This is a genomic window from Metabacillus sp. FJAT-52054, assembly GCF_037201815.1.
GTDB classification, from domain to species: Bacteria; Bacillota; Bacilli; order Bacillales; family Bacillaceae; genus Metabacillus_B; species Metabacillus_B sediminis.
Map to the genome: position 1 here is coordinate 324,633 of NZ_CP147407.1, position 24,902 is coordinate 349,534.

The 24,902-nt window shown below is 45.9% G+C and carries 23 protein-coding genes; 17 read left to right on the plus strand and 6 right to left on the minus strand.

What is annotated here, in order from left to right:
• Positions 1-32 precede the first annotated feature (32 nt).
• On the plus strand, positions 33-1,409 hold the full coding sequence (locus WCV65_RS01940) for a right-handed parallel beta-helix repeat-containing protein (RefSeq protein WP_338779586.1): 1,377 nt from the start codon (positions 33-35) through the stop codon (positions 1,407-1,409).
• Between the two features lie 278 nt (positions 1,410-1,687).
• Here the strand turns inward: WCV65_RS01940 and WCV65_RS01945 are convergent, their stop codons facing one another.
• The gene (locus WCV65_RS01945) at positions 1,688-2,104 is read right to left on the minus strand and encodes a MerR family transcriptional regulator (RefSeq protein WP_338779588.1); all 417 of its coding nucleotides are present in this window, start codon (positions 2,102-2,104) and stop codon (positions 1,688-1,690) included.
• A 238-nt stretch (positions 2,105-2,342) separates the two neighbouring features.
• On the opposite strand from WCV65_RS01945, the gene WCV65_RS01950 reads away from it, so the two are divergent.
• From WCV65_RS01950 to WCV65_RS01970, 5 genes are all read left to right on the plus strand, one after another.
• Positions 2,343-3,383 (plus strand): NAD(P)-dependent alcohol dehydrogenase, encoded by a 1,041-nt coding sequence (locus WCV65_RS01950; RefSeq protein ID WP_338779590.1) that lies wholly within the window; start codon positions 2,343-2,345, stop codon positions 3,381-3,383.
• A gap of 204 nt (positions 3,384-3,587) precedes the next feature.
• Entirely contained in the window at positions 3,588-5,039 is a 1,452-nt protein-coding gene (locus tag WCV65_RS01955) for an alanine/glycine:cation symporter family protein (protein WP_338779593.1), read from the plus strand.
• Positions 5,040-5,217: 178 nt separating this feature from the next.
• Positions 5,218-5,946, plus strand: a complete 729-nt coding sequence (locus WCV65_RS01960) for a glycosyltransferase (protein WP_338779595.1) — start codon at positions 5,218-5,220, stop codon at positions 5,944-5,946.
• 1,169 nt (positions 5,947-7,115) lie between these two features.
• Positions 7,116-7,556, plus strand: a complete 441-nt coding sequence (locus WCV65_RS01965) for a ribonuclease domain-containing protein (RefSeq protein WP_035408381.1) — start codon at positions 7,116-7,118, stop codon at positions 7,554-7,556.
• Positions 7,557-7,635: 79 nt separating this feature from the next.
• The gene (locus tag WCV65_RS01970; RefSeq protein WP_338779596.1) at positions 7,636-7,911 is read left to right on the plus strand and encodes a barstar family protein; all 276 of its coding nucleotides are present in this window, start codon (positions 7,636-7,638) and stop codon (positions 7,909-7,911) included.
• Between the two features lie 37 nt (positions 7,912-7,948).
• Here WCV65_RS01970 and WCV65_RS01975 read toward each other — a convergent pair whose 3' ends face one another.
• From WCV65_RS01975 to WCV65_RS01995, 5 genes are all read right to left on the minus strand, one after another.
• On the minus strand, positions 7,949-8,458 hold the full coding sequence (locus WCV65_RS01975; RefSeq protein ID WP_035408377.1) for a hypothetical protein: 510 nt from the start codon (positions 8,456-8,458) through the stop codon (positions 7,949-7,951).
• A 145-nt stretch (positions 8,459-8,603) separates the two neighbouring features.
• Positions 8,604-10,103 (minus strand): M1 family metallopeptidase, encoded by a 1,500-nt coding sequence (locus tag WCV65_RS01980; RefSeq protein ID WP_338779597.1) that lies wholly within the window; start codon positions 10,101-10,103, stop codon positions 8,604-8,606.
• Between the two features lie 226 nt (positions 10,104-10,329).
• On the minus strand, positions 10,330-11,280 hold the full coding sequence (locus WCV65_RS01985; RefSeq protein ID WP_338779599.1) for an LCP family protein: 951 nt from the start codon (positions 11,278-11,280) through the stop codon (positions 10,330-10,332).
• Positions 11,281-11,415: 135 nt separating this feature from the next.
• Positions 11,416-12,933: a glycoside hydrolase family 32 protein gene (locus WCV65_RS01990; RefSeq protein ID WP_338782115.1), complete on the minus strand. Its 1,518-nt coding sequence runs from the start codon at positions 12,931-12,933 to the stop codon at positions 11,416-11,418.
• A gap of 138 nt (positions 12,934-13,071) precedes the next feature.
• On the minus strand, positions 13,072-14,535 hold the full coding sequence (locus WCV65_RS01995; RefSeq protein WP_338779601.1) for a glycoside hydrolase family 68 protein: 1,464 nt from the start codon (positions 14,533-14,535) through the stop codon (positions 13,072-13,074).
• Between the two features lie 727 nt (positions 14,536-15,262).
• Here WCV65_RS01995 and WCV65_RS02000 point away from each other — a divergent pair.
• The 11 genes from WCV65_RS02000 to WCV65_RS02050 all read left to right on the plus strand — a co-directional run bounded on the left by WCV65_RS02000 (position 15,263) and on the right by WCV65_RS02050 (position 24,891).
• On the plus strand, positions 15,263-16,588 hold the full coding sequence (locus WCV65_RS02000; RefSeq protein ID WP_338779603.1) for an AMP-binding protein: 1,326 nt from the start codon (positions 15,263-15,265) through the stop codon (positions 16,586-16,588).
• An 84-nt stretch (positions 16,589-16,672) separates the two neighbouring features.
• Entirely contained in the window at positions 16,673-17,644 is a 972-nt protein-coding gene (paaA, locus tag WCV65_RS02005; protein WP_338779605.1) for a 1,2-phenylacetyl-CoA epoxidase subunit PaaA, read from the plus strand.
• 15 nt (positions 17,645-17,659) lie between these two features.
• Positions 17,660-18,013 (plus strand): 1,2-phenylacetyl-CoA epoxidase subunit PaaB, encoded by a 354-nt coding sequence (gene paaB, locus WCV65_RS02010; RefSeq protein ID WP_035408362.1) that lies wholly within the window; start codon positions 17,660-17,662, stop codon positions 18,011-18,013.
• A complete protein-coding gene (paaC, locus tag WCV65_RS02015; RefSeq protein ID WP_338779607.1) occupies positions 18,010-18,834 on the plus strand; it encodes a 1,2-phenylacetyl-CoA epoxidase subunit PaaC in 825 nt (274 codons plus the stop codon). The genes paaB and paaC overlap by 4 nt, the downstream gene beginning before the upstream one ends.
• 16 nt (positions 18,835-18,850) lie before the next feature.
• Complete coding sequence (paaD, locus tag WCV65_RS02020; protein WP_338779609.1) at positions 18,851-19,342, plus strand: 1,2-phenylacetyl-CoA epoxidase subunit PaaD; 492 nt, start codon at positions 18,851-18,853, stop codon at positions 19,340-19,342.
• A gap of 19 nt (positions 19,343-19,361) precedes the next feature.
• On the plus strand, positions 19,362-19,667 hold the full coding sequence (locus WCV65_RS02025) for an EthD family reductase (RefSeq protein WP_338779611.1): 306 nt from the start codon (positions 19,362-19,364) through the stop codon (positions 19,665-19,667).
• On the plus strand, positions 19,660-20,430 hold the full coding sequence (locus tag WCV65_RS02030) for an enoyl-CoA hydratase-related protein (protein WP_338779613.1): 771 nt from the start codon (positions 19,660-19,662) through the stop codon (positions 20,428-20,430). Before WCV65_RS02025 ends, WCV65_RS02030 begins: the two co-directional genes overlap by 8 nt.
• A gap of 9 nt (positions 20,431-20,439) precedes the next feature.
• Positions 20,440-21,213, plus strand: a complete 774-nt coding sequence (locus tag WCV65_RS02035; RefSeq protein WP_338779615.1) for an enoyl-CoA hydratase-related protein — start codon at positions 20,440-20,442, stop codon at positions 21,211-21,213.
• Between the two features lie 18 nt (positions 21,214-21,231).
• Positions 21,232-22,749: an aldehyde dehydrogenase family protein gene (locus tag WCV65_RS02040; protein WP_338779617.1), complete on the plus strand. Its 1,518-nt coding sequence runs from the start codon at positions 21,232-21,234 to the stop codon at positions 22,747-22,749.
• Between the two features lie 76 nt (positions 22,750-22,825).
• Entirely contained in the window at positions 22,826-23,680 is an 855-nt protein-coding gene (locus tag WCV65_RS02045; protein ID WP_338779619.1) for a 3-hydroxyacyl-CoA dehydrogenase, read from the plus strand.
• A 14-nt stretch (positions 23,681-23,694) separates the two neighbouring features.
• Entirely contained in the window at positions 23,695-24,891 is a 1,197-nt protein-coding gene (locus WCV65_RS02050; protein ID WP_338779621.1) for an acetyl-CoA C-acyltransferase, read from the plus strand.
• Positions 24,892-24,902 lie beyond the last annotated feature (11 nt).

Here is a 24,902-nt window from a genome sequence, read left to right on the forward strand (position 1 = left end):
AAGTCTAAATACTAAGCCAGGAGCATTCCCGCATGAAAAAAATAATTCTAACGGTCTTTCTGATCATTTCTTCATTCTTTTTGGTCAACTGCTCAAAAGCTGTAATTGAAACTAAATTGTACGTAGCCCCCACTGGAAGCGATCAAAGCCCGGGAACAATCCGGCAGCCGCTCAAGACCATCCAAAAAGCAGTGGATCAATCCAAACCAGGCACAACCATCTATGTACGTAAAGGCACTTACAAGGAACAGGTTATGATCAAAAAATCAGGGCTAAGCAGCGCTCCTATCATCATTCAGGCTTATCCAAAGGAAAAGGCCATCCTTGACGGAACCGGCGTAAAAATTTCCTGGGATAATCAAGGATTGGTATCCATCCACAATAAAAGCTACATCACAATCGATGGGCTGGAAATCAGAAATTACAAAACCAAACAAGAGGATTCCCTGCCCATCGGAATCTCGGTGAGCGGGAGCGGAAAAGGCATTCAGCTTCTGCGGAATCATATTCACCATATTGAAACGCAGCACCCGGACGGGAATGCACATGGAATTGCGGTTTACGGAACAAAGGCACCGCAGGCAATTGAAAATGTGCTTATCTCAAGTAACACCCTCGAGGACATGAAGCTTGGCTGGAGTGAGGCGCTGGCGGTCAACGGCAATGTAACGAATTTTCGAATTCAGGACAATGTGATCAGAAGAACGAATAACATTGGCATCGATGCAATTGGATTTGAGGGCACGTCCCCGGATGATGCCTTTGATCAGGCAAGAAATGGACTCATCCGTCATAATACCGTGTATCAAGTATCGAGCTATTGGAACCCCGCCTACGGAAATGAGTATACGGCCGGCGGAATCTATGTGGATGGCGGGAAGAATATTACAATCGAACATAATCAAGTTTACAAGAATGATATCGGCATTGAGGCAGCAAGCGAGCACAAAGGCAAATCCACAAGCTATATCACCATCAGAAAAAATACCATTTATGAAAATAAAAGCGCGGGAATTTCAATAGGCGGCTACGACGAGGAGCGCGGGAATACCATTAACTCCACCATTACTGAAAATATCCTGTATAAAAATGATACAGAGTTACAGGATAGCGGGCAAATCTATCTCCAATATAACACCAGGCAAAATCGTATCGAGAACAATACACTGGTCGCCGGTGGCTCGAAGCTTTTAATCAGCAATCCTTTTAAACAAAATAAAGGGAACCGGATTGACCATAACCTCTATTACCTGGAGCAGGGTGAAAATGAGACACGCTGGATATGGAGGGGAAAAGAGCTGACCGGCTTCAGTGAATATAAAAAGAAGAGCCGGCAGGATGGGAAGAGTGTTTTTAAGAAACCGGGGTTTGTGAATGAAGGCAAGCGGGATTTAAGGTTTTCAGAGTAAAATTAGAGGTGGTATGAAAAGTAACATTATCATAAATAGGGAGACCCATTCTAAGCGTCTCCCTGTTTTAAGTTTAAATCCTGAGTCAGGATGATTGAAGCGGAAGGGAGAACTCCTGCGGGAGCAGCGGGACAGGTGAGACCCCGCAGCCGCGAAGCGAGGAGGAGGACACCGCCCGCCCCTGGATGAGGGAGCCCTGCAGCGGAAATCAGCCTAAACAAATCTAAGTTAAATAACAAGTGGGACATCACAGAATATTTTCTGAACAACCACTTTTATTAAAGGGTAACAGGAATCTCTATTTTCCCATTCTTATGAATCTCCTCTGTCCCAGCCTCCAATGCCGTCTTGTAATAAAAGCATTTATGCTCAATGACCTCCATTGTTTTCTTCAATTCTTCCATTTGTGCTTCAACCGTCGCTTTTCGTTCTATAAACATATCATACCGCTGCTGCAGTGTGGAATCCCCATCAGAACACCAATCAATGAAACTTTTAATCTCTTTTATAGGCATCCCGGTGGATTTCAGGCATTCAATAACTTTTAACGCGCTTATATCAGACTCTTTAAACAATCGCGTTCCGCTTGCTGTCCGTTCTACAAAAGGGAGGAGTCCTTCCTTGTCGTAGTATCGCAGCGTATAGACGGTTAGATTCAATTCTTTTGCCGCTTCACTGATCGAATAGGTTTTCATTCGTAATCTCCCTTTCCGGTTTATATATAGACCTTGAGTTAACTCTATGTTTGAAGTTATCACGAGAGTGAATGTGTGTCAAAACCAGCAGATTGAAAAAAGCTTATCTCTTGACCTAGAGTTAACTATAAGAGGTAACATGGTTTCGTAAGAGAAAAACAGGTAGACAGATGAAAAAATGTTACCCTGTACAATGTTTCTCTTAAAAATGAATCTACTACTTACTGGAGGTTTTTCTATGATTACTGCTAAAGCAAGAGCTGTTGACGGTCCGGACAAACCCTTTAAAGAAGCTGAAATTACACGGCGCGATCTAGATTCGAAAGATGTTCTGATTGAAATTAAATTTGCGGGAATCTGCCATTCTGACATTCACACGGCTCACGGTGAATGGGGCGAGGTAAACTATCCGCTCGTACCCGGACATGAGATCGCAGGTATCGTCACGGATGTTGGACCCGAGGTAACTAAATATAAGGTCGGTGACCGGGTAGGAGTCGGATGTATGGTTGACTCCTGTGGTGAATGTGAGAACTGCCAAAAGGGTGAAGAGCAATACTGCCTAAAAGGAAATATTCCGACTTACGCGGGTGTTGATAAATACGGTGAGCCGACTCAAGGCGGCTATTCTACGCATATCGTGGTTGTAGAGGACTTTGTCTTAAGCATTCCGGATAATATTGAGCTGGATGCAGCAGCACCGCTTCTTTGTGCAGGAATTACGACATTTTCTCCGCTTCATCATTGGAAAGCAGGTCCTGGCAAAAAAGTAGCGGTTGTTGGTCTCGGCGGTCTTGGCCATATGGCTGTTAAGATTGCACACGCTATGGGCGCAGAAGTGACGGTTCTTTCTCAATCATTGAAGAAAAAAGAAGACGGACTGCGTTTCGGTGCCGATGATTACCATGCTACAAGTGATCCGGAGACGTTTGAAAAGCTTGCAGGGAAGTTTGACCTGATCATTAACACGGTAAGCGCCAAGCTTAACCTGGATGCCTATCTTTCCCTTCTAACTCTAGACGGCAGTTTAGTAAACGTCGGTGCTCCTGCAGAACCGCTTTCCTTAAACGTGTTCTCTTTGATTGCCCACCGCCGTTCATTTGCCGGTTCATTGATCGGAGGCATTCGTGAAACTCAGGAGATGCTGAATTTCTGTGCAGAGCATAACATTGCTCCAGAAATCGAGGTTATCTCAGCTGATCAAATTAACGAAGCATATGAACGTGTATTGGCTTCAGATGTGAAATACCGTTTTGTCATCGACATCAGCACAATGTGAACTGGTTAAAAAGCGATAAAATGTAAGGATAAGGGTGTCCAAAAAGTCTACCTTTTTGGGCATCCTTTTTATTTTGAAAAAAAAGAGGATACTGCAGCTATCAATTTCTGCTTAATTGTGAGGAAAGTTGACAAATTCATTGTGGGAATATTCCGGCTAATATATAATTAATAGAGGGAATTTTCAGAAAAAAGGAGTGGTAGTTTGGCGGAGTTTGTAACAGCTTTAAACGGTATCTTATGGAGCACCCCGGTTATTTACATACTGCTTGGCGTAGGACTTTTATTTTCTATATTAACCCGGTTTTTGCAGGTTCGTCACATTAAGGACATGATTATGCTGATGTTCCAGGGAAAAAGCTCGGACGCTGGGGTTTCGTCCTTCCAGGCGCTGTCCATTGCGCTATCCGGACGTGTGGGGACAGGAAACATTGCCGGTGTGGCTACAGCAATCGCTTTTGGCGGTCCGGGTGCTGTTTTCTGGATGTGGGCGATTGCCTTTATCGGGGCTTCCAGTGCATTTATTGAATCTACTCTGGCGCAGATCTACAAAGTAAAGCAGGACGGTCAATATCGGGGCGGCCCGGCTTATTACATTGAAAAAGGTATAGGCTGGAAATGGTTTGCCGTACTATTTGCTGTTGCAGCCATCATTGCCATGGCTGTTTTGATGCCGGGAGTGCAGGCCAATTCGATTGCCCTGGGGATGAAGAATGCTTTCGGAATATCTCCGGCCATCACTGGGATAGCGGTTGTTGTTTTATTAGGCTTTATCATCTTTGGGGGGACAAAAAGAATCGCAAATGCAGCTCAGCTGATTGTTCCTTTTATGGCACTTGGATACATAATCTTATCCGTTATTATCGTGATCATGAACATTACCGAATTGCCGAATGTGATTGGGTTAATTTTCAGAAGTGCCTTTGGCGCAGATTCAGCCTTCGGCGGTCTGATTGGGATGGCCGTTGCATGGGGAGTAAAACGGGGAATTTACTCGAATGAGGCAGGCCAGGGGACGGGAGCCCATCCCGCCGCAGCGGCTGAGGTGTCCCATCCGGCAAAGCAAGGTTTGGTACAGGCCTTTTCGGTTTACATTGATACGCTGTTCGTATGCTCTGCCACAGCCTTCATGATTTTGTTTACAGGTATGTATAACACACAGGCGGAAAACGGCTCTTTCATAGTGAACAATCTCAAAGGTATTGAAGCGGGCCCAGGATATACTCAGGCTGCCATTGACAGTGTCATCCCCGGATTTGGTGCGGGCTTTGTCGCTATTGCTCTTTTCTTTTTTGCCTTTACGACAATCATGGCCTACTACTATATCGCGGAGACAAATCTTACGTATTTATTCCAAAAGAATAGCAAGTGGACTACACTTGTATTAAAGCTTGTCATTATGGCGGCTTCTTTCTATGGAGCAGTCAAAACAGCCAAAGTCGCGTGGGCGCTCGGGGATGCAGGACTGGGCATTATGGTATGGCTGAATGTCATTGCCATTTTGATACTGGCCAAACCGGCACTTCTTACACTGAAGGATTATGAAAGACAGAAGAAGCAGGGATTGGATCCTGTTTTTGATCCTAAGGCATTAGGAATTAAAAATGCAAGCTACTGGGAAACGGAGCGGAAGCTGAAAAAAGAGAATATCTCCTAACGTTAGGCACGGTGAGTTCACATGACTCACAAGAACGGGGCTTCTTATCCATTGAGAAGCCTTTTTTTATTTGGCTGTTCGGAATACTAGCAGAATATATAGGTTTTTTTCTGGAATCAGGCTTTTTGTACAAGCACTTATGTGAAACTCTCATAGAAATAGAGAAAGAAGTTTGAGAATGGAGGGTAACCCTATTAAATTTTCTATTATCATCCCTGCTCATAATGAAGAAAAGTATATTGGGGAGTGTCTGGATTCCATAATGGCGGCGGCTGCACCTTATCAGAATCAGGTTGAAATAATCGTTGTCTTAAACCGCTGCACGGATGGGACAGAGGAAATCGCACAAACCTACAACTGCATTACCTTAAAAAATGAGGATAAAAATCTGTCTAAAATCAGGAATGCAGGGGCCAGGATTGCCAGAGGAGAAATAGTGATTACGATTGATGCGGATACATGCATGAACAAGTACCTGCTGAGGACTGTCGACCAGCTGTTATCGACCGGCGTATTTATTGGAGGCGGTGTGACGGGCCATTTTGACCGGATGTCCCTCGGAATTATGGCATCGGTAACGACGCTTTCCATCCCTATTCTCTTAAAATATGGATGGATATCTGTGGGGATCTTCTGGTGCTATAGAAGGGACTTTGAAGCAATCGGCGGTTTCAACGAGGAGATGCTGATGGCAGAGGATTGTGATTTTGCCAAGCGACTCTCAGCCTGGGGATCCAGAAATAATAAAATGTTTGGAACGATTCCGTTCGGGATGAAAACCTCCGCCAGAAAATTTGACAAATTCGGGGACTGGGTGCTAATCAAGAGGCCCGAACTCATTTCAGCCTACCTGAAGGAAAACGTCCAAAAGCATGCCGATGAATTGTACTATGATTATGAAGACTAGCTGAGTTATGGAAGCAATGGCGGGCAAATAGCTTTTGCCAAATGCAATAAAACCCGGAAACGAGTAAAGCATTTCCGGGTTTTTGTTTTCTTTATTAATATTGTTCTATACCTATACTTAGTAAGGCTGATTGTAGCGGAAGATACTTGACTCCTGCGGGAGCAGCGGGACAGGTGAGACCCCGCAGTCGCGAAGCGAGGAGGAGGCTTACCGCCCGCCCCGCGGAAAGCGAGCGCCTGCAGCGGAAATCAACAGCCAAGTTTAACAGAGCTTAATCTTTAAATTACTTTACAAAAATAAGAACTTTTTATATCGTTAAAATAACTAAAATAATTCAAGAAAGAGTTGAGTTTAAGTGGGGAATTCTAACAGTCGTTTTAAAATTATATTTTATTCTTTTATACTTCTTTTTTCTATTACTATTATTGCAACCAATCTATATTTATATCCACGTCTAGACAATGGGTTGCTTTATATAATGTTAGGAACGGGGATTGGAATAGGGAGTATTATTAACCTATACAGAACAGTAAAATCATAGAAGAGATTTTTGAGAACATTTATGCTATGTAATTAGTATGTTTATCCGCTCAGCCCCGTATTAACTCCTTCAATATTAAGTTCCGTAGTTACTTCTATTAATAATTCTGTAATAACATTAATCCATATTATAAATTTGAATTAATCCATTGCATTTAAAGTAAAGGACGTACAGCTTCTTCAGTACGTCCTGTTTATTTATTATATGCGACTATCTTGATAAGGCTTTCACCGGCCGTGCGATAATAGGGATGAGATTGGAAATAGAAATGCTGTTCGAGGAAAGGATTAGGGGCAAGCAAATAATCACGTCTGAAGACAACTGGGGAATGATTAAGGGGAATTACGCTCAATGGAGCTCAACCTAATCGAATAGTTTCAAGAGGGGAAATGTGGGAAAGACTTGTGTGGAAAAGCGAACATTCCACACCTGAAAACATAAGCAAAAGGAAATACATAAAAAAGAAAGCAAATCCATTCTCTCGTCTTTTTACCTGCCGTCTCTTAGTAACATTCTCTCATCTTTATCCATATCCACCATTCTTTACAATTCCTTAACCATTCTGACAAAAATCGACTGTATCATTAAGCTTGTATTTAAAAAATACTAACTTTGGAGGTATGGAAGAATGAACAAGCTAATGAAGTTTGGTGCGATGGTTGCTCTTATTTTTGCATTGGCGTTTGGCGGTTTGAGCCCGGTTTCGAACGAAGCTCCTCAAGCGAAGGCAGCAGCAGTTGAATCTATTACGAGCTTTGATGGGATTATTGATTATCTTAAAGCGTACGGTGAGCTTCCTCCGAACTTTGTAACGAAGTCTGAAGCTTCATACTATGGATGGGTATCAAGCAAATGCAACCTGGCGGATGTTCTTCCTGGCTATAGCATTGGAGGAGACGTGTTCTCCAACCGTGAAGGATTGCTTCCTGCTAAATCAGGACGCGTTTATTATGAAGCGGATGCGTACTACACTTCCGGATGCAGAAACGCTTCCAGAGTCGTTTTCTCAAATGATGGACTTTATTACACAACAAGCGATCACTATAAAACATTTACAAGAGTATACTAAGCTGAAAAAAGGGACTTGCTTCTTGAGAGCAAGTCCTATTTAATGAAATGGAATACATACTTAGCCTGAGGTGAATTTCATGACCGAACTTGTATTAAACGGCAAGGACCTGCTGACAGTGAAGGATGTTCACCAATATTTTAAAACCGAGCTTTCGTTTCCGGATTTTTACGGGGAAAACCTGGATGCCCTGTATGACTGCTTAGTGGATTATGCTGTTCCTCCGATGATTATTAAATGGATTCATTTTGATGAAAGCCGGAAGAATCTTGGAAAACAGGCTAATAACCTTGCAGATGTACTGACGGATGCAGCGGAGGAAGTCAGAGGGCTGAAGGTTATCATTGATAAATAAAGAAAAATGACTTCCCATGCGTTCGGGAAGTCTTTTTTTATTTACGCAAAGGCAGCTGAACATTTTCATTCTCATCAAAATCTTTCAGGGGAGATTCAGGGTGGAATGGTGTCTCATTCCTTTGCAATTCCGGATAGTGAGGGACTCCTGATGAGCGGTATCTGATATGAAATTCCTCTTGATATTCAGGCGGCTCTTGTTTTGGCGGGGATTGCTTCATGCCGGCAATCCATGTTTCGAATCGGTATGTTCCTCTATCTATAATGGCGCAAAGATCTTCAAGGGAGTCGGTCAGGTCATTTAAACAGTCCATTCCATTTCGCAGCAGTATGCCTTTTTCATTGGCTTTTTCAATTGAATGCTCCAGCCTGTAAGCTTCCTGCTTATAATAAAATTCAATAAAGCAGCTGTTTCGGTCCCAGTTAAAATTGTAGTCTTCAATTTTTAAGCGTTTGATTACCTTTACAAGCTTTAATTCACAAACGTTTTGCTCCTTGTGCGGCATCCCTTTGATTAGAAGATTCTTGAGAAAACGATTCTTAAACATGCCAGTCACCCACCTTTTGATTTGTGTCAAGCTTTCTGTATATTCTATTTATTTCTACAAAAGGAACTAAATCCCTTCATGCTGAGGGTCGAAAGATTGTGTGAAAAAAAGACTTCTCATACGGAATGAGAAGTCCTGCTCCTGATTAGTACTGATCCGAAGGAAATACGCGGTGCTCTCTGAAAAATGGAGTTAAATCCATGCCGGTGGATCTTTCCATGGCTGCGATAAAGTCCTTAGTCGTAGAGATGCCGAATTTCTTTTCGTTGAAATAATCCTTCATCGCTTTATAGAACGCATCATCTCCGACTTCGAGACGCAGGTCATTGATGGTTGTTGCGCCGTAGTCATAAATGGTGTAGTAATAGGCGTTGATTCCGGCATTGCCTCTTGCAGTGAAGTCAGAAACCTTGCTTGTCACATGATAATAGGATTCCGGAAGCGGAGGAACGTTTAACTGATCAAGGCTGTTATCATAAAGGGCGGCAGCATAGCTTGCAAACGATTCATCAAGCCAGGGCTCATCAAACTCGTTATCTCCGATAATTCCATAGAACCATTGGTGCCCGATTTCATGGGCGTTCACAGACTTTACCCATTCCTGGGTCCGGTTTTCGCTTAAGCTGATCATGACAAGCTGAGGATATTCCATCCCTCCGAACCAGCCTTCCATGGATACGACGTCAAGCTCCGGCCACGGGTATTTACCGAATTTTTCACTGAACAGCTTGATGCTGTCTTTTCCGGATTCCATTAGGGAAGCGGCATATTTGGCATATTTGTCGTCGTAATAAACATTTACTTTAACCCCGTGTACTTTAGAGGACAAAATTTTGTACGTAGGGTTCATTTCCATCGCAAAATCACGGACATTTTCTGCTTTATAGTGATGGGTGGCAAGCTCGCCGTCCACGGCCGGTTTGCCTTGCTCAGTGCCGGTTGCTGCGATGACCTGCTTGCGGTCGGTCGTTACTTTCACATCATACTTCCCGGATAAGGAATAGAACGATTCCCCTGCGTTAAAGTAGGGATCGACATTCCAGCCTTCCTCATCGTAAACCGAAAGAATAGGGAACCAATTCCCCATGGAGACAGTATCTCCATACCAGCCAAACCGGTCCTGCTGTTTCGGGAAGCTTACGTTAAAGTTCATTGTAACGGTTGCGGCTTTGTTTTTAGCAAGGGACAGATTTGAAATGTGCAATGCCGTATCTTTCACCTGGAATGATGCCTTTTTCCCATTTACCCGGATGTCTGAGACGTCCATGCTCCCGCCTTTATCCTTAAATACATCTGCTCTGCCCCATAGGTTGAAATAGAGCTCGCTGAGGTTGTCCTTCACATTGTTTTTAAAGCTGACATTCATTTTCCCAGTCAGTTTATGAGTTTTGGCATCATACACCACGTCCATTTTGTAGGAGGGATCTGCTGGTCCTCTTACGTCATCCCCGGCGTTTTTTCCTTTACTAACCCGCCGGCTTTTCGAAGCAAGCAGAGGAGCATCTGCTATAGAAGTTCCTTTGTAAGCAGCTTTACTTGCGGAATAGGTTTCCTGCTTCGCTTCTGCCGGCAGTGCAAGCCCTGCTGTTAAAGCAGCAATTGCCGCTCCTGCAATCCATTTTTTTAATGCGGTCTTTTTAATCAATGGAATTCCTCCTTTTTTCGGATAGTTAAGTAATTCGGCATTCGAAATAGATGCCCTTGAAACATTTGTATGATTTTGTAAAATCGGTTCATTAGGTACAGAATCCTGTACAGCCTTGTCGGGTGCCGTCGAAATCGTTCCTTTGTCATGAAACGTTGCAGGATACTCCTCCTGAAAAGCTTCTGTTCTGCATAAAAAAAAGAACTGCCGCAGCAGTTCTCATTGTTTATTGATTTTCTCCCAAAAACTCTTGTAGTGCTGCTTTATTTTCGTCCAAATCCAGATCCAGAACCGCTCCTGCCCGCTGGAATCTCTTCGGTTCATACGCACCATCAATAGGAATTCTGAGTGTTTTTATTCCTTCATCCCGATTGCTCAGATAGGACGTAGCAAGGGACAGAACTTCTCCAGAATCAATATTTGTATTAATGAAGGGCTGGATGGTACCGAGCAATTGCGGTGCTTTCACTACACCATTAATCGTAAGGAGCTCCTTTGTCACTTTTCCGAGAATCTCCTGCTGGCGCTGGATCCGTCCAAAGTCGCTTTGGGCATCTTTTCTGAACCGAACATAGGCGAGTGTCTGTTTTCCATCAAGACGCTGCAAGCCGGGTTCCAGGATCATGCCGATATCCTTGGACATCCGTTTTTCAACATTGACTTCCAGTCCTTCCGGGAAGGCGGTGTCGATGATTTGAGAGAATCCATTAAAATCGACTAGAGCGTAGTATTGAACATCCACATCGAAGTTTTCCTTGATGGTTTTCCTTAGAAGCTCCGCTCCGCCAATGGAATAAGCTGAGTTGATTTTCATTTTTCCGTGGTCCGGTATATCAACATATGAATCTCTCATAATGGATACGAGCTTCGCCGTTTTCGCATCATGATCATATTGCCCGATCATAATGGTATCAGTGCGGGATTTTTCTTCGCCGCGGGAGTCTATCCCAAGCAGCAGTACATTCATTTTGCCTTTTGTTTGAACCCCGTTAAACTCTACTTGCTTTTGGGAGACACCAGTCGCTTTCATAGACACGTTAAGAGCAGATTTATATTGAAAATAAAAATAGAGGGCAGCACTGATTAGAAGAAGGAGGAAGATCAGGGATATGACCTTGCGCTTTTTTTTCTTGCTTTTCTTTTGCTTGCCCCGGTTCAGGCGGCTTGTCTCAATCATCACGGTTTCCTTTCCATAATCGGTCTTGTGCATATTATATCAAAAATTGTCAAAACGCGGAAAAAACTTTGCGTTATCAGACTTGCAAAAGAGGCCGGGTCATTTAGACACCAGCCTCTTAGTCAGCTATATTTTTTATCGGTTCGCTGGACGGAAATGTTTAACCTCCATATTTTCAAAAACGGAAGGTCCGCCTTCAGAGAAAAGGGTGATTCCCTGATCCTCTTGTTTAGGGAACACCTGACTTGAATGAACCGTCTTGCCGTCATCAACAAAGACCTCAACCGTCGTTTTGTCAACGAGGACCTTTACATGAACCTTTTTCTTTCCGGCATCAAAGGGTGCTTTGCTTTCAATAAATTTCCTGCTCCCGTCTGGCTGATCGGTTTGCCCCCTGTTTACGTAGGACAGGCCTTCAGCCGGGAGGAAGCCGACGTCAATGTGCCGGGCCTTATCATTGGACTCTCTCAGTCTCAATCCGAGGTTTTGAGCATCGGACCAGCTGATATCGGCCTCGAACTGATAGGCTTCTCCTTTTATATCAAGTGTTTTAGCCCCATCAACCTCTGTTCTTTCTGCCGTTTGCTTTGATTCTGTCAGCTGATCTAATGCCTCAACCGGCATGGAAGTCAGACTGTAGCTCTGATCTCCCTGTTTTTTCATTTGAATTTCACGGACGATGGAATCAACGCCGTTAAAATTCTCTTTTACTGTCGGGGTATTATGCGGGTAATCCCAATTGTTCATCCAGGCCAATCCATATCGCTTATTCAGTGGATCTTCGCTTTTTCCATCCTCAAACGTCACACCGCCGTACCAGTCAAATCCATAATCGAGCCATTGCGGCTCAGCGGAATCAGGGGTAAAACTCTTCCCGTCATAATTCCCTGTCCAATACGCATACGTATTTGGTTTTCCGGCTGCCTTCCCGTTGGCACTGGCGCCCAGAACCCATTTGACGGTTCCATCATCTGCTCGCATTCTGAATAAATCAGGGCATTCGAGGAGGCCGATGTTTTGGGTTTTAAATTCTCCGGTAAAAGACCAGTCCTTAAGATTTTTAGTTTCATAAAAACCGATTTTATCACCTTCAGCCATGGTCATCATCCATTTTTGATTCTCTTCATCCCAAATGATTTTGGGATCCCGGAAGACCTCTGTTCCCGGATTAGACATGACCGGCTTTTCGCTGAAAGATTGAAAGGTTTTCCCCCGGTCGGTGCTGTACCACAAATATTGTTCCTGTTTGCCGCCATCGGCTGAAGGCTGGGTAACGACAGCCACAATGGCTCCTTTTCCAAATCCTGCCGAATTGTTTTTATCCTCTACAACAGAACCGGACCATATGTCCCCGTTTTTATTGGAGAACTTCGGAATCGCTATGCCTTCATCCTTCCAGGTCACGAGATCCTCAGATGAAGCATGCCGCCACTCGGTGCCGCCTCCGTCAGGATAATTCCCGTTGTATAAATAATAGTAGTGATATTTTCCATCGATGAAGATCGGCTTTTGAGGGTCATTTTTCCACTTTTCAGGCGTGCTGAAATGGTATGCTGGGCGATTGGATGAAGCTTCCTGAGGCGGTTCTTCCTTTTCATTTTGTGTTTTTTTTACCTCAGTTCCTTTCGGGGCAAAAATGAGCAGAAGAGCAATGGTCAAGGCAGCAATGGCGAACCATGTTATCGTTCTTCTATTAAATAGATACTTGTTCACTTCAATTGCTCCTTTCTGGAATAGATAAAAGAAAATGGTGAGAATAAACTCACCATTTTCCGTTCTTCTTAAGTTGTCTTATTTAGACTTTTTTTCAACTGGGACTTCAAGCTGTCCCTGTTCAAGAATGCTATCTTTCACAACAGAAGTCTGATCGCCGTCAATGTTCAGTAAGAAGCTTGGTGCGAATGAAGATTTCTGATCCTCGAAGAATCCTCTGTTAGTAATGTAGCTTGTTACAACAAAGTCATCACCGGATTTTTGCGGAATTGCATAGTGTGCATAGTTGAACGTTTTGTCATTCGGGTCCAGGTCATGGTGAAGCACAATGCCTGTACCGTTCAGAGGCTTGAATTTCCCTGTTAGTGAATCTGCTACATAGCCAAGCATGTAGATATCTTCATTATCTACACCGTCGATTGTCATTTTAGCACCGCGTGTATCAGTGAAGAGGTACCATTTGCCTTCATGCTTGAAGATGTTTGGACGTTCGATTTCATCTGTTACGGTGTTGGAAGTAAGCAATGGCTTTTTCACGCTTTTCAAAGTGTAGTCATTGTTTAGTTCGATGATACCCATTGCTCCGTTTGCAAGCTCAGCTGTTTTCTTCTTATCACTGTTCATTAGCTTTTCTTTTTCCGCTTCATAGAAGGACTTATCTCCGCCGTAGTAGGCACGGTTAAATAAAGATTGTTCCCCTTGGTAGCCTGTTTCAGTACCTGTATTTGCTTCAAATACAAGATATTTTTTACCGTTTTCTTCAATATAGTGAGGATCTCTTAGCGTATGGTTATCGCCGGATTCCATTCCGCCGCCGTCCGTAAACTGCTTAATCGTTTGATAGAGTTCGCCGTCTCCGTCAAAGATGGACTTGTGGTCAGATACTCCGTTCACTTTCAATTCTCCGGATGCAGGCTGTGACATGTTCACTTGTGCAGTTGTAATCGTTTGTTTGCCTGCTTCGCGATCAGAGCGGTTTGTGTAGAACAAACGCATTTCGCCATCTTCTGTCATAATCGCAGAACCGGACCAGTCCTGATCTTTGTTTTTCAGATGAGGATCATTAGGGTTCACTTTATCGTTCTCAAAAACTTTTCCGGCATTTTTCCAAGCGTCAATGGATTCATCACCTTTTTTCTTATAGAACATATAGATCGATGTATCATTTGCGTCTTTAGGGTCACCAGCAAGACCGAAAACGATGTCGTATCCTTTATAATCTGCAACGGTTCCGTCAGCGTTCGCTAGAGGCCAAGTGTCCCACACATCAAGCATGATCTTGTTTCCATCTTTATCATAGCCGACTGCAGATTCAATGTTTTTGATTTTCTTTTCGTCGAACTGAGGGACTGTGTAGCGCGCTTTATCTTTAGCGATTTGTCCTGGGATCTTGCCCATATCCTCACGGGTCAGTTCGCCCTGGCCGTATGTTTTATTTTGATCCTTGTATTCTTGAGCGAAAGCCTGAGCGCCCCCGCCTAATACTAAAGCAGAAGTAAGAGTTAATGCTGTCGTGCGTTTAAGAATCGTCTGGATGTTCATAATCGTCCTCATTTCTTAAATGTTTTAGTTAACTTTTCCTTCCGTAAAACTCAAGGGACAAGGGACTGTAAGAAATACATAAATGATGGCTGCATCTGTAAAACAAGTGACTGAACCACTTGAGCGCAGCATTTTGCAGAACCGGTTCCGCATGCAACTACAGAATAAAGGCTGTGCAGTTTCTCGTCAAACTGGCCAAAAGTAACCGTTCTAATATAATAATGGACTTTGTTTACATCTGCACATGACTAAAGATATAGATTTGGTAAAGGAAGGTGAGCAGTAAAATGAAAGACTATGTATTCGTTTACTTTTAATAGAAGGATTCATTAAATGTGGAACCGGTTCCTTTATGTTCGCGTTTCCAAGTCCCATGAATGGTGTGTTTCCGATGATCGGGAGAAAAGAAGGGGGATGATTAGACTATTCAGAAAACGGGTGTTAATCAGTAAAAGTGGATGTGAACTGTTTTACATGCATATTACATTTGTGCCTGCTATGTTAAGGAGTTTGGTTCGAAAGATGGATTTTAGTATTTTCCGAATCAACAAGAAAAGCAGTGAACAAGCACCTGAATCGCTTTAAGTTTTTAAAGATAGAATTTTCAGAAAGTAATTGACGCTCCTTTTCGAGCGATGTATGCTGATAGTGCAAATATAACGTTTTTTAAATACGTCGATAAATAAACGTCATGTAAAAATGAAATGTTACTTAAGGGGGCATATGGTTGATTTTTCATAGGGAAGAGACGCTTGCAAGGCATGCTTTGGAGGATCAGCAGCTGGAGGATTTGAAAAAAACGGTTCGCACTGTTTATGAGAAAAGCCCATTTTACAAGGAATGGCTGAGAAAAGCAGGTATTACCCCGGATCAGATTCAGCAGCTGAAAGATATACAAAAGCTGCCTTTTACTCAAAAAAAGCATTTGCGAAAGCATTACCCGTTCGGATTATTTGCGGCAGATCGAAAGGATCTCATCCGTATCCATGCCTCTTCGGGCACGTCAGGAAAGCCGACGATTGTGGGGTATACGAAACAAGATATAGAAAGCTGGGCGGATTTAGCTGCAAGAGCGATCGCAATAGGAGGCGGGACGCCGGATGGGATTTTGCACAATGCCTATGGATACGGTCTTTTCACCGGCGGACTTGGACTGCATGCTGGCGGTGAAAGGCTTGGAATGGCCGTTGTCCCGGTATCCGTTGGGAATACAGACCGTCAAATTACGCTTATCGAGGATTTGCAGCCTGAGGTGATCTGCTGCACCCCTTCCTATGCGCTGAATATCGCGGAACGGATGAGGGAACTGGAGAAGGATCCGCGTTCATCCTCTCTTCAATACGGCATATTCGGAGCAGAGCCCTGGTCGGAGGAGATGCGAAGAACGCTTGAGGATCGGCTAGGCATAAAAGCATGCGATATTTATGGGCTGAGTGAAGTGATGGGGCCGGGGGTGGCGATGGAATGCCACGAAGCACAGGACGGACTGCATATAGCCGAGGATCACTTTCTGGCAGAGGTCATCGATCCGGACACTTTGGAGCCGGTGCCTGATGGACAGCCTGGCGAGCTCGTATTCACGAGTTTGAAGAAAGAAGCAATTCCGATTATCCGCTACCGGACCGGAGACATTGCTTCCATTACGAGAGAGCCGTGCAAATGCGGGAGGACAACGGCGCGCATGTCCAGAATCAAGGGCCGTATTGATGACATGCTGATTATCAGAGGCATCAATGTATTTCCGTCAGAAATTGAGCACTACCTGATTACAGTACCTGAAATCAGCCCTCACTATCAGCTGCACCTTCACAAGCAGGGGCCGCTTGACGAAGTGACCCTGCATGTAGAAATAAACGATGGTCTTTACGCAGAGGTGAAGATGGATCTCACCCATGAGAAAATCGGTGAACTGCAGAGGCATATTCAGCAGCTGATGAGGTCGTCCTGTCTTGTATCCATTGATGTGCGCATTCTTGCACCGAAGTCGATTCCAAGGTCGGAGGGAAAGGCTGTAAGAATAATAGATGCGCGTTTTCCTCAGGCTTTTGCGTAGCTTTAGGAAAATTATTGAATATAATATAATGATAATATATAATAACGTTATAAAATCGTCATATAATTTGAAAGGGGTATTGCGGTGAGCGTTACTTCCTCGTTTAATCAGCGGACCGACCAGGAGAAGTACAATCGGTTTATGGAGAGAATTGAAGCCGGCGAAAAAATTGAAGCAGACGACTGGATGCCGGATGATTACAGACTGACTTTGATCAAACTGATTTCCATGCATGGCATCAGCGAAATAATGGGAGCGCTTCCAGAAAAGGAATGGGTCCCAAAAGCCCCGTCCTTAAGGAGAAAGCTCGGCATTATGGCGAAGGTTCAGGATGAGATGGGGCACGGACAAATGCTGCTTCGCGTGACAGAAGACTTGATGGCTCCGCTTGGAAAAACAAGAGAAGACATAATGGAGGATCTGTTCAGCGGAGATTTAAAGTTTCATAATGTCTTCCACATGGAAGCCCCGACATGGGCGGATGCCGGATTAATCGGCTGGCTCGTGGATGGTGCGGCTATTATTTCGCAGACAAATATGCTCGGAGCCTCTTATGGCCCTTATGCTAAAGCGCTGCAGCGAATCTGTGCGGAAGAGGTTTTCCATGCGCAGCACGGGGAATCCATTATTCTCGCATTAACAGAAGGAACGCCGGAACAGAAGGCGATGATCCAGGACTCCCTGAACCGCTGGTGGGAGGCGCTGCTTATGTTTTTCGGTCCGGCAAGTGCCGCCACAACCGGTTCATCCAAACAGGATACGACCATTAAGTACAAAATCAGAACGAAAACAAATGAACAGCTCCGGCAGGATTTTTTCACAAAGTATATCCCAAGGGTTCTTTCCATCGGTTTGACGCTTCCGGATGAAACGATGCACTTCGATGAAGATCAGAAGCTGTGGATTTATAAGCAGCCGGACTGGAATGAATTCAAAAACATCATTAAAAACAACGGGCCTAAATCGAAGGAGCGCCTTCGTCTCCGCAAGCTTGCCTATGAAAACAATAAATGGGTGCTCGATGCCCTGAACATGAAAAGCCAGAATGCGATGTAGCAGGGGGTTGACCACATGACGGAAAAGCAAAGGACAGAGTTTTTTGAAGTGTTTGAGGTGTTCAGCAAGCGAACGCCATCGGCTGCTATGCAATACCAGTTCAGCCTGCTTGCACCGAACCATGAGCTGGCGGCCGTGATGGCTCAGGAAAACTTTATGCGCCGCGAGCCGGTTGCGGATATTTGGGTAGTCAAGCGGTCAGACATCCGGAAAATGACGGAGGATGAGCGCGAATCGCTCGCCCGGCTTGATAATAAAGATTACCGGACGACAAAAGGCTACGGCTATTTAAAGAAAAAATGGCGTGAATATGAGCAGGGGATGCTTGATGAAAAAGAGATTTTGTCCTGGGGTGAGGAGAGCAAATGACAATCGTTCACGATGCCCTTGAGGCAAAACAAAATGATGAATATAGGAAGGCTTTGTCAGAGCTCCTTTTCCAGCTTGCCGATGATGATTTCATCACGGCTTACAGAGGCTCGGAATGGCTCGGCCTTGCCCCTCATATTGAAGAGGATATCGCGTACTCGTCAATCAATCAGGATACGATGGGGCACGCGGCCATTTACTATCAGCTGCTCGAACAGCTCGGGTTTGGCCCGGCTGATGCTCTGGCCCATTCAAGGCCCGTTCATGAACGGAAGAACGCAATCATTCTAGAGGAGGTCAACGGTCCGGGTACCTATTTAGAGGAACCGAGGTATGACTGGGCATTCACGGTCGTACGAAACTATTTTTACGATCTCTATAAAAAAATCAAACTCGAATCCTTGAAAAACTCATCCTATGAACCTCTTGCCCAGGCAGCAGTGAAAATCAACATGGAGCAGTATTATCACTTAATGCACTGGGAAACGTGGTTCAGGCAGCTGACCCTTTCAGGAGGGGAAGCAAAAACGAGGATGGTAAGAGCCATTGAGAAGGTGTGGGAGGATTTTGAGGGAGTGCTGACGTTTGGTGCTGTTGGCGGGGAGCTGGCGAAGCATGGGCTGATCGAAGGAGAAGAGCTGCTGAAGAAGCGGTTTTACTCCAAAATCAAGCTGATTTTTGAACAGGTTCAGCTTCCGGAGCCGGCACCAAGCGGCATGAAATCCGGCAACGGCCGGAATGGAGAGCACACGGAGGATTTAAAGTCGGCACTCGAGGTGTTATCGGAGGTATATCGAAGTGACCCTTCGGCCGTCTGGTAAGGGGGCATTCACACATATGGAAAAAGAGATAAAAGACAAAATCCTAACGGTACTGCAAACCGTGAAGGACCCTGAAATCCCCTCTGTCAGTGTCATAGATCTTGGAATGATCGAGTCCGTTCACTATGAATCCGGTATTGCGACGGTGAAAGCATTGCCGACATTCATGGGATGCCCGGCCCTTGAAATCATAAAAAAAAATATTGTAAGCGCTATTATGGAGCTTGAAGACATTCAATCTGTCCAGGTTGATTTCATTTACAGTCCGCCGTGGACCTCTGACCGGATCACCGATGAAGGCCGTGAACGGCTGAAGGAATTCGGTATTGCCCCGCCCCCGGTGTTTTTTGAAGAAACCGGCATGTGGAAGGTGGATTGCCCTTATTGCGGTTCAGGTTATACAACCTTGGAAAATATATTCGGTCCAACAGCCTGCCGAAGCATTTTGTACTGCAAGTCTTGCAAGAACCCGTTTGAAGCGATGAAACCAATCTCTACATTAATGTAGAAAAAAGGAGAAGATGAACATGTTCAAAATGGTCGCCCTATTTAAAAAACCAGAGGATACACAAAGCTTTGATGAGTACTACTTCAACACTCACATTCCGCTGACACAGAAAATCCCCGGCCTTCAGGACGTGAAAATCACGAAAATCACCGGTTCTCCAATGGGTGAGAGCGAGTACTACTTAATGTGCGAGATGTTTTATGAAAGCAAGCATGCATTCAAGGAAGCTTCTAAAACAGATGAATCCAAAGCTTCAGGAAAGGACGTTATGAAATTTGCCGGGAACCTTGTCACCTTCTTCTTCGGTGAAGAGCATAATGGATAACCTGCTTGAAACGGCGGTGCACGGAAACATCGGCCTGATTACACTGAACCGGCCAAAGGTTCTGAATGCACTCAACCGGCAAATGATCCGTGAAATTGCGGAAACGCTGGAAGAATTTGACCGGCGAGATGATGTCCGGGTGACCGTTCTGACCGGAAGTGGCAGAGCGTTCGCAGCGGGGGCCGATATCGATGAAATGGCCAATGAGGATTCCGTCCGGATGGAGCTGCTCAACCAATTTGTTGATTGGGACCGGATTACGGTTATCAAGAAGCCGATCATCGGGGCCGTTCATGGCTTCGCTTTAGGCGGAGGGTTTGAACTTGCCCTTGCCTGCGACCTGCTGTTTGCTGCGGACACCGCGAAATTCGGTTTTCCGGAAGTGAATCTCGGCGTCATGCCGGGAGCCGGCGGAACACAGCGGCTGACAAAACTTATGGGGAAAACGAAGGCACTCGAGTACATTTGGACAGGGGAAACGATGACCGCACAGGAAGCCGAGCGCTTTGGAGTCGTCAACCGCCTGTTCGCGCCGGAGCTTTTAATAGAAGAAACGATGAAATTTGCAGCACGCCTTTCAGAAAAAGCGCCGCTTTCCATTCGTTTAAGCAAAGAGGCCGTATACAAGGCGCTGGATTACTCCGTTTACGAAGGGATGCAATTTGAACGGAAGAACTTCAGCCTGCTTTTTTCATCAGAAGACCAGAAAGAAGGCATGAGCGCGTTCCAGGAAAAGCGGCGTCCTTCATTTAAGGGGAAGTAGGGGGTCTGTATGTACGAAGCGATTAAGTTTGAAACGAAAAACGGCGTGGCCTGGCTTACTCTAAACCGGCCCGATAAACTAAATGCTTTTACCGCGCAGATGAATAAAGAAATCACTCAGGCATTAAAGGGAGCAGCTTCGGATGAAGCCATCCGCTGTGTAGTGATCACTGGTGAAGGAAGGGCATTCTGTTCCGGTGAGGATTTGGGAAGCATCGGGGAAGAAACCAATCATGGAGATATTTTAAGGAACCGCTACAATCCGATGGTCCGGGCGCTGGCCGCTTTTGAAAAACCGGTCATTGCAGCGGTTAATGGAGTAGCAGCGGGTGCCGGATTCAGTTTGGCCCTAGCCTGTGATTTTCGTATTGCTTCAGAGAAAGCGAGTTTTATTCAATCCTTTATCCACGTCGGTCTTGTGCCGGATTCAGGCAACCACTATTACCTTCCGAGAATCGTAGGAACCGCTAAAGCGCTGGAGCTTGCGATTCTTGGTGAAAAAGTGGCCGCTCAGCAGGCGAAGGATCTTGGTCTCGTCTACCGCGTAACAGAACCCGAGCTGCTGCAGCAGGAAGTGACCGCATTTGCTGAAAGACTGGCGGCCATGCCGACTGCCGCCATCGGCCTGATTAAACGGGCCATCAGGGACAGCTTCACCTCAAGCCTTGATGACATGCTTGAAAAGGAAGCGCAGTATCAGCGGATCGCCGGTCTTTCAGCTGACCACCGCGAAGGGACAACTGCCTTTTTGGAAAAAAGAAAACCGCAGTTTTCCGGAAAATAAAAATCAGGAGTGATGAACATGAGTACAGTTAAAGACAAAAAGTTCGAAACATCTCCAACAATTCGCGAAACGTATCAGCTATTGATTAACGGGGAACGGGTGGACAGCAAATCAGATGAAACCTTTACTACATACAACCCGGCAACCGGTGATGCCGTAGCGGTTGTGGCGAAAGCCTCCATTGAAGACGCAGACCGCGCTGTCAAAGCAGCAAGAGCCGCTTTTGACAGCGGCAAATGGAAGCGTACCCCAATCGGCAAACGCTCCCGCGTACTGAACAAAATTGCTTCAATTATGAGATTGCGATTCAACGAACTGGTCGAGCTTGAAATTCTCGATACGGGAAAAGCCCTGTCAGCTGCTCAGGGCCAGGTTATGCAGGCGATTGAGGATTTCGAATTTTACGCAGGGGCGATCGTCGGCCACCGCGGCGATGTTAACAACGTTCCAGGTCAATTTTTCAACTATACGCAAAAGGAGCCGGTCGGCGTCTGCGCGCAAATTATTCCCTGGAACTATCCGCTGATGATGGCAGCGTGGAAGGTCGCTCCGGCTATTGCGGCAGGCTGCTGTGTTGTATTGAAGCCGGCAAGCCTGACTCCGCTTACGGCCATCGTCCTTACAGAGATCTGCCATGAAGCGGGACTTCCTCCAGGAGTCGTCAACGTAATACCGGGAGCAGGCTCGACGATCGGAAATTACCTCGTTGAGCATCCGGAAGTGGATAAAGTGGCCTTTACCGGGTCTACTCCAATCGGAAAAGATATTATGGCCAAAGCAAGCCAGACGCTGAAGCGGGTTACACTTGAGCTTGGCGGAAAATCCCCGAACATCGTATTCGAAGACGCAGACATCGAGGCGGCGGTCGCAGGCTCCCTTTACGGAATCTTCTACAACACCGGCCAGTCCTGTGAAGCGAGATCCCGCCTTTATGTCGAAGAAAGCATCTATGACGAGTTCATGGAAAAATTTACGGAAAAGGCAAAAAAGCTGAAGCTTGGCAACCCTTTTAATGAAGAAACGCATATTGGTGCAATCATCAGCAAGGATCAGCTTGAAACAATCGATGGCTACGTTCAATCGGCGATCGCGGACGGAGCGACCATTGTGACAGGCGGAAAAGCAGCGACGGTGGAAGGCTTTGAGGATGGATACTGGTATGAGCCGACCATCATCACGAACGTGAATCATGACATGAAATCCGTTCAGGAGGAAATTTTCGGACCGGTCGTCGTGGTGATGAAATTTAATGGAGAAAAAGAAGCGCTGGCCCTTGCCAATGATACGATTTATGGCCTTGGTTCAGCGATTTGGACAACAAACCAGGCGCGCGCTACTCGCGTGGCAAACGAAATCAAAGCTGGCATCGTGATGGTGAACAGCCCGATTTCCGCTTTCCCTGGGACACCGTTCGGCGGCTACAAGCAGTCCGGATTCGGACGCGAGCTTTGCGTCGAAACCCTTGATTTGTATACCGAAACGAAAAGTGTCCTTTCATACTTCGGCACCCGTCCGCTGAATTTCTTTAACGTATAAAAGGCAAGTCCAATAGCGAGCGTTTTCCCATCTTGGGGGCCGCTCGCCTTTTTTCTATAAAAGGGGGAAACCGATCGTGATCGAACAAATAATGGTTGCCGGCTCCGGGGTTATGGGAAGAGGCATCGCCTATGTAGCCGCTGCAGGCGGCTTTCACGTTGTGCTGGCAGATGTGAAGGAAGAAGCACTGGAGAGTGCCAAACAAGAAATCAATGGCATCTTTCAGAAGGCGCTTATCCGGGAAATCATGACGGAGGATCAGGCTGCTGATGCAAAGGCGCGGCTGGCCTATTCCGCAAGCCTTGAAGAGGCGGCAAAGCATGCTGACCTGATAATAGAAGCTGTTCCTGAGAAAAAAGAAATCAAGCAGGCTGTTTTTGAGATATTCGACGCCAATGCACCGTCGCATTGCCTTTTTGCTACGAACACCTCGACGATGAGTCCGACCGAAATCGGATCCTTTACAAAGCGGCCGGAAAATGTCATTGCGATGCACTTTTTCAATCCTGTACATAAAATGCCCCTCATCGAAATCATCAGAGGCCTTGAAACGAGCGACGAAACGGCTGAAGCCATTAAGTCAGCGGCCAAAAAAATGAAGAAGGAAACCGTGATGATCAATGAATTCCCGGGCTTTGTCACGAGCAGAATCAGTGCCCTCGTCGGGAACGAAGCGTTCTACATGCTTCAGGAAGGCGTCGGTTCGGCAGAAGAAATCGACAAAGCCATCCGCCTCGGGCTGAATTATCCGATGGGGCCGTTTGAGCTTGGAGACCTTGTAGGGCTGGATACAAGGCTGAATAACCTGAACTATTTGCATGCCACGCTTGGAGAAAAGTACAGACCGGCACCGCTCCTTGTTCAATACGTGAAAGCGGGAAGACTCGGACGCAAATCAGGGAAAGGCGTTTATGACTACACAGACAAATAAAGGAGGAACCTGCTGTGCATGAAGCAGTCATTGTTGATGCCGTCCGGACGCCGATCGGCCGGTATAAAGGGGCTTTAAAAACCATTCGGCCGGATGATTTAGGTGCGATTGTCATAAGAGGACTTCTTGAACGGAACAAAGGGATTGAAGGCATTGAAGAAGTCGTATTCGGATGCGCGAACCAGGCGGGAGAGGATAACCGGAACGTCGCGCGCATGTCCGCGCTTCTTGCCGGTCTCCCTGTTGAAACGGCTGGCACCACCATCAACCGGCTGTGCGGTTCAGGACTAGATGCCGTAAACTATGCGGCAAGGGCCATTTTAGCAGGAGAAGGGGATATTTACATTGCGGGCGGAACGGAAAGCATGACGCGCGCGCCATTCGTGATGGGCAAGCCCGAATCTGATTTTCCAAGAGGAAGCATGGAGCTGCTGGATACAACCATTGGATGGCGCTTTATCAATAGAAGGCTGGAAGAGAAGTACGGCACAGATTCCATGCCGGAAACGGCCGAAAACGTGGCGCAGCAGTTTGGCATCACAAGAGAGGAACAGGATCAGTTTGCCTATGAAAGTCAGATGAAAGCGGCAAAAGCGATGGAAAGCGGCCGGTTTCAGCAGGAACTCATTCCGGTTTCCATCCGCGACCGAAAAGGAAATGAACATTCGGTGGTTCAGGATGAACATCCCCGTCCGGAAACGGTTCTCGAAAAACTGGCATCACTCAAGCCGCTGTTTCCGGGTGGTACCGTAACAGCAGGAAATGCATCCGGAGTAAATGACGGGGCGGCTGCCCTGCTGATGATGAGCTCAGAGAAAGCGAGAGAGCTTGGGTTACAGCCGCTCGCAAAATACAGGGTGTCCGCAGTTGCCGGTCTCGAACCGTCCATCATGGGAATGGGACCGGTGCATGCTGTGAAAAAAGCGCTGTCCCGTGCCGGCCTAAACGTCGGCGATATTGGACTGACAGAACTGAATGAAGCCTTCGCCTCCCAATCGCTTGCATGCATAAATGAGCTCGGATTGGACCGGAAAAAAGTCAACGTCAATGGCGGCGCCATTGCGTTCGGCCATCCCCTCGGAGCAAGCGGAGCGCGAATTTTAACGACCCTTTTATACGAAATGAAAAGGCAGCGCGTTCAATTCGGACTCGCCGCCATGTGTGTCGGCGTAGGGCAGGGTATTGCGACGATTATTGAAAACATTGAATAGGAGGAAACGCG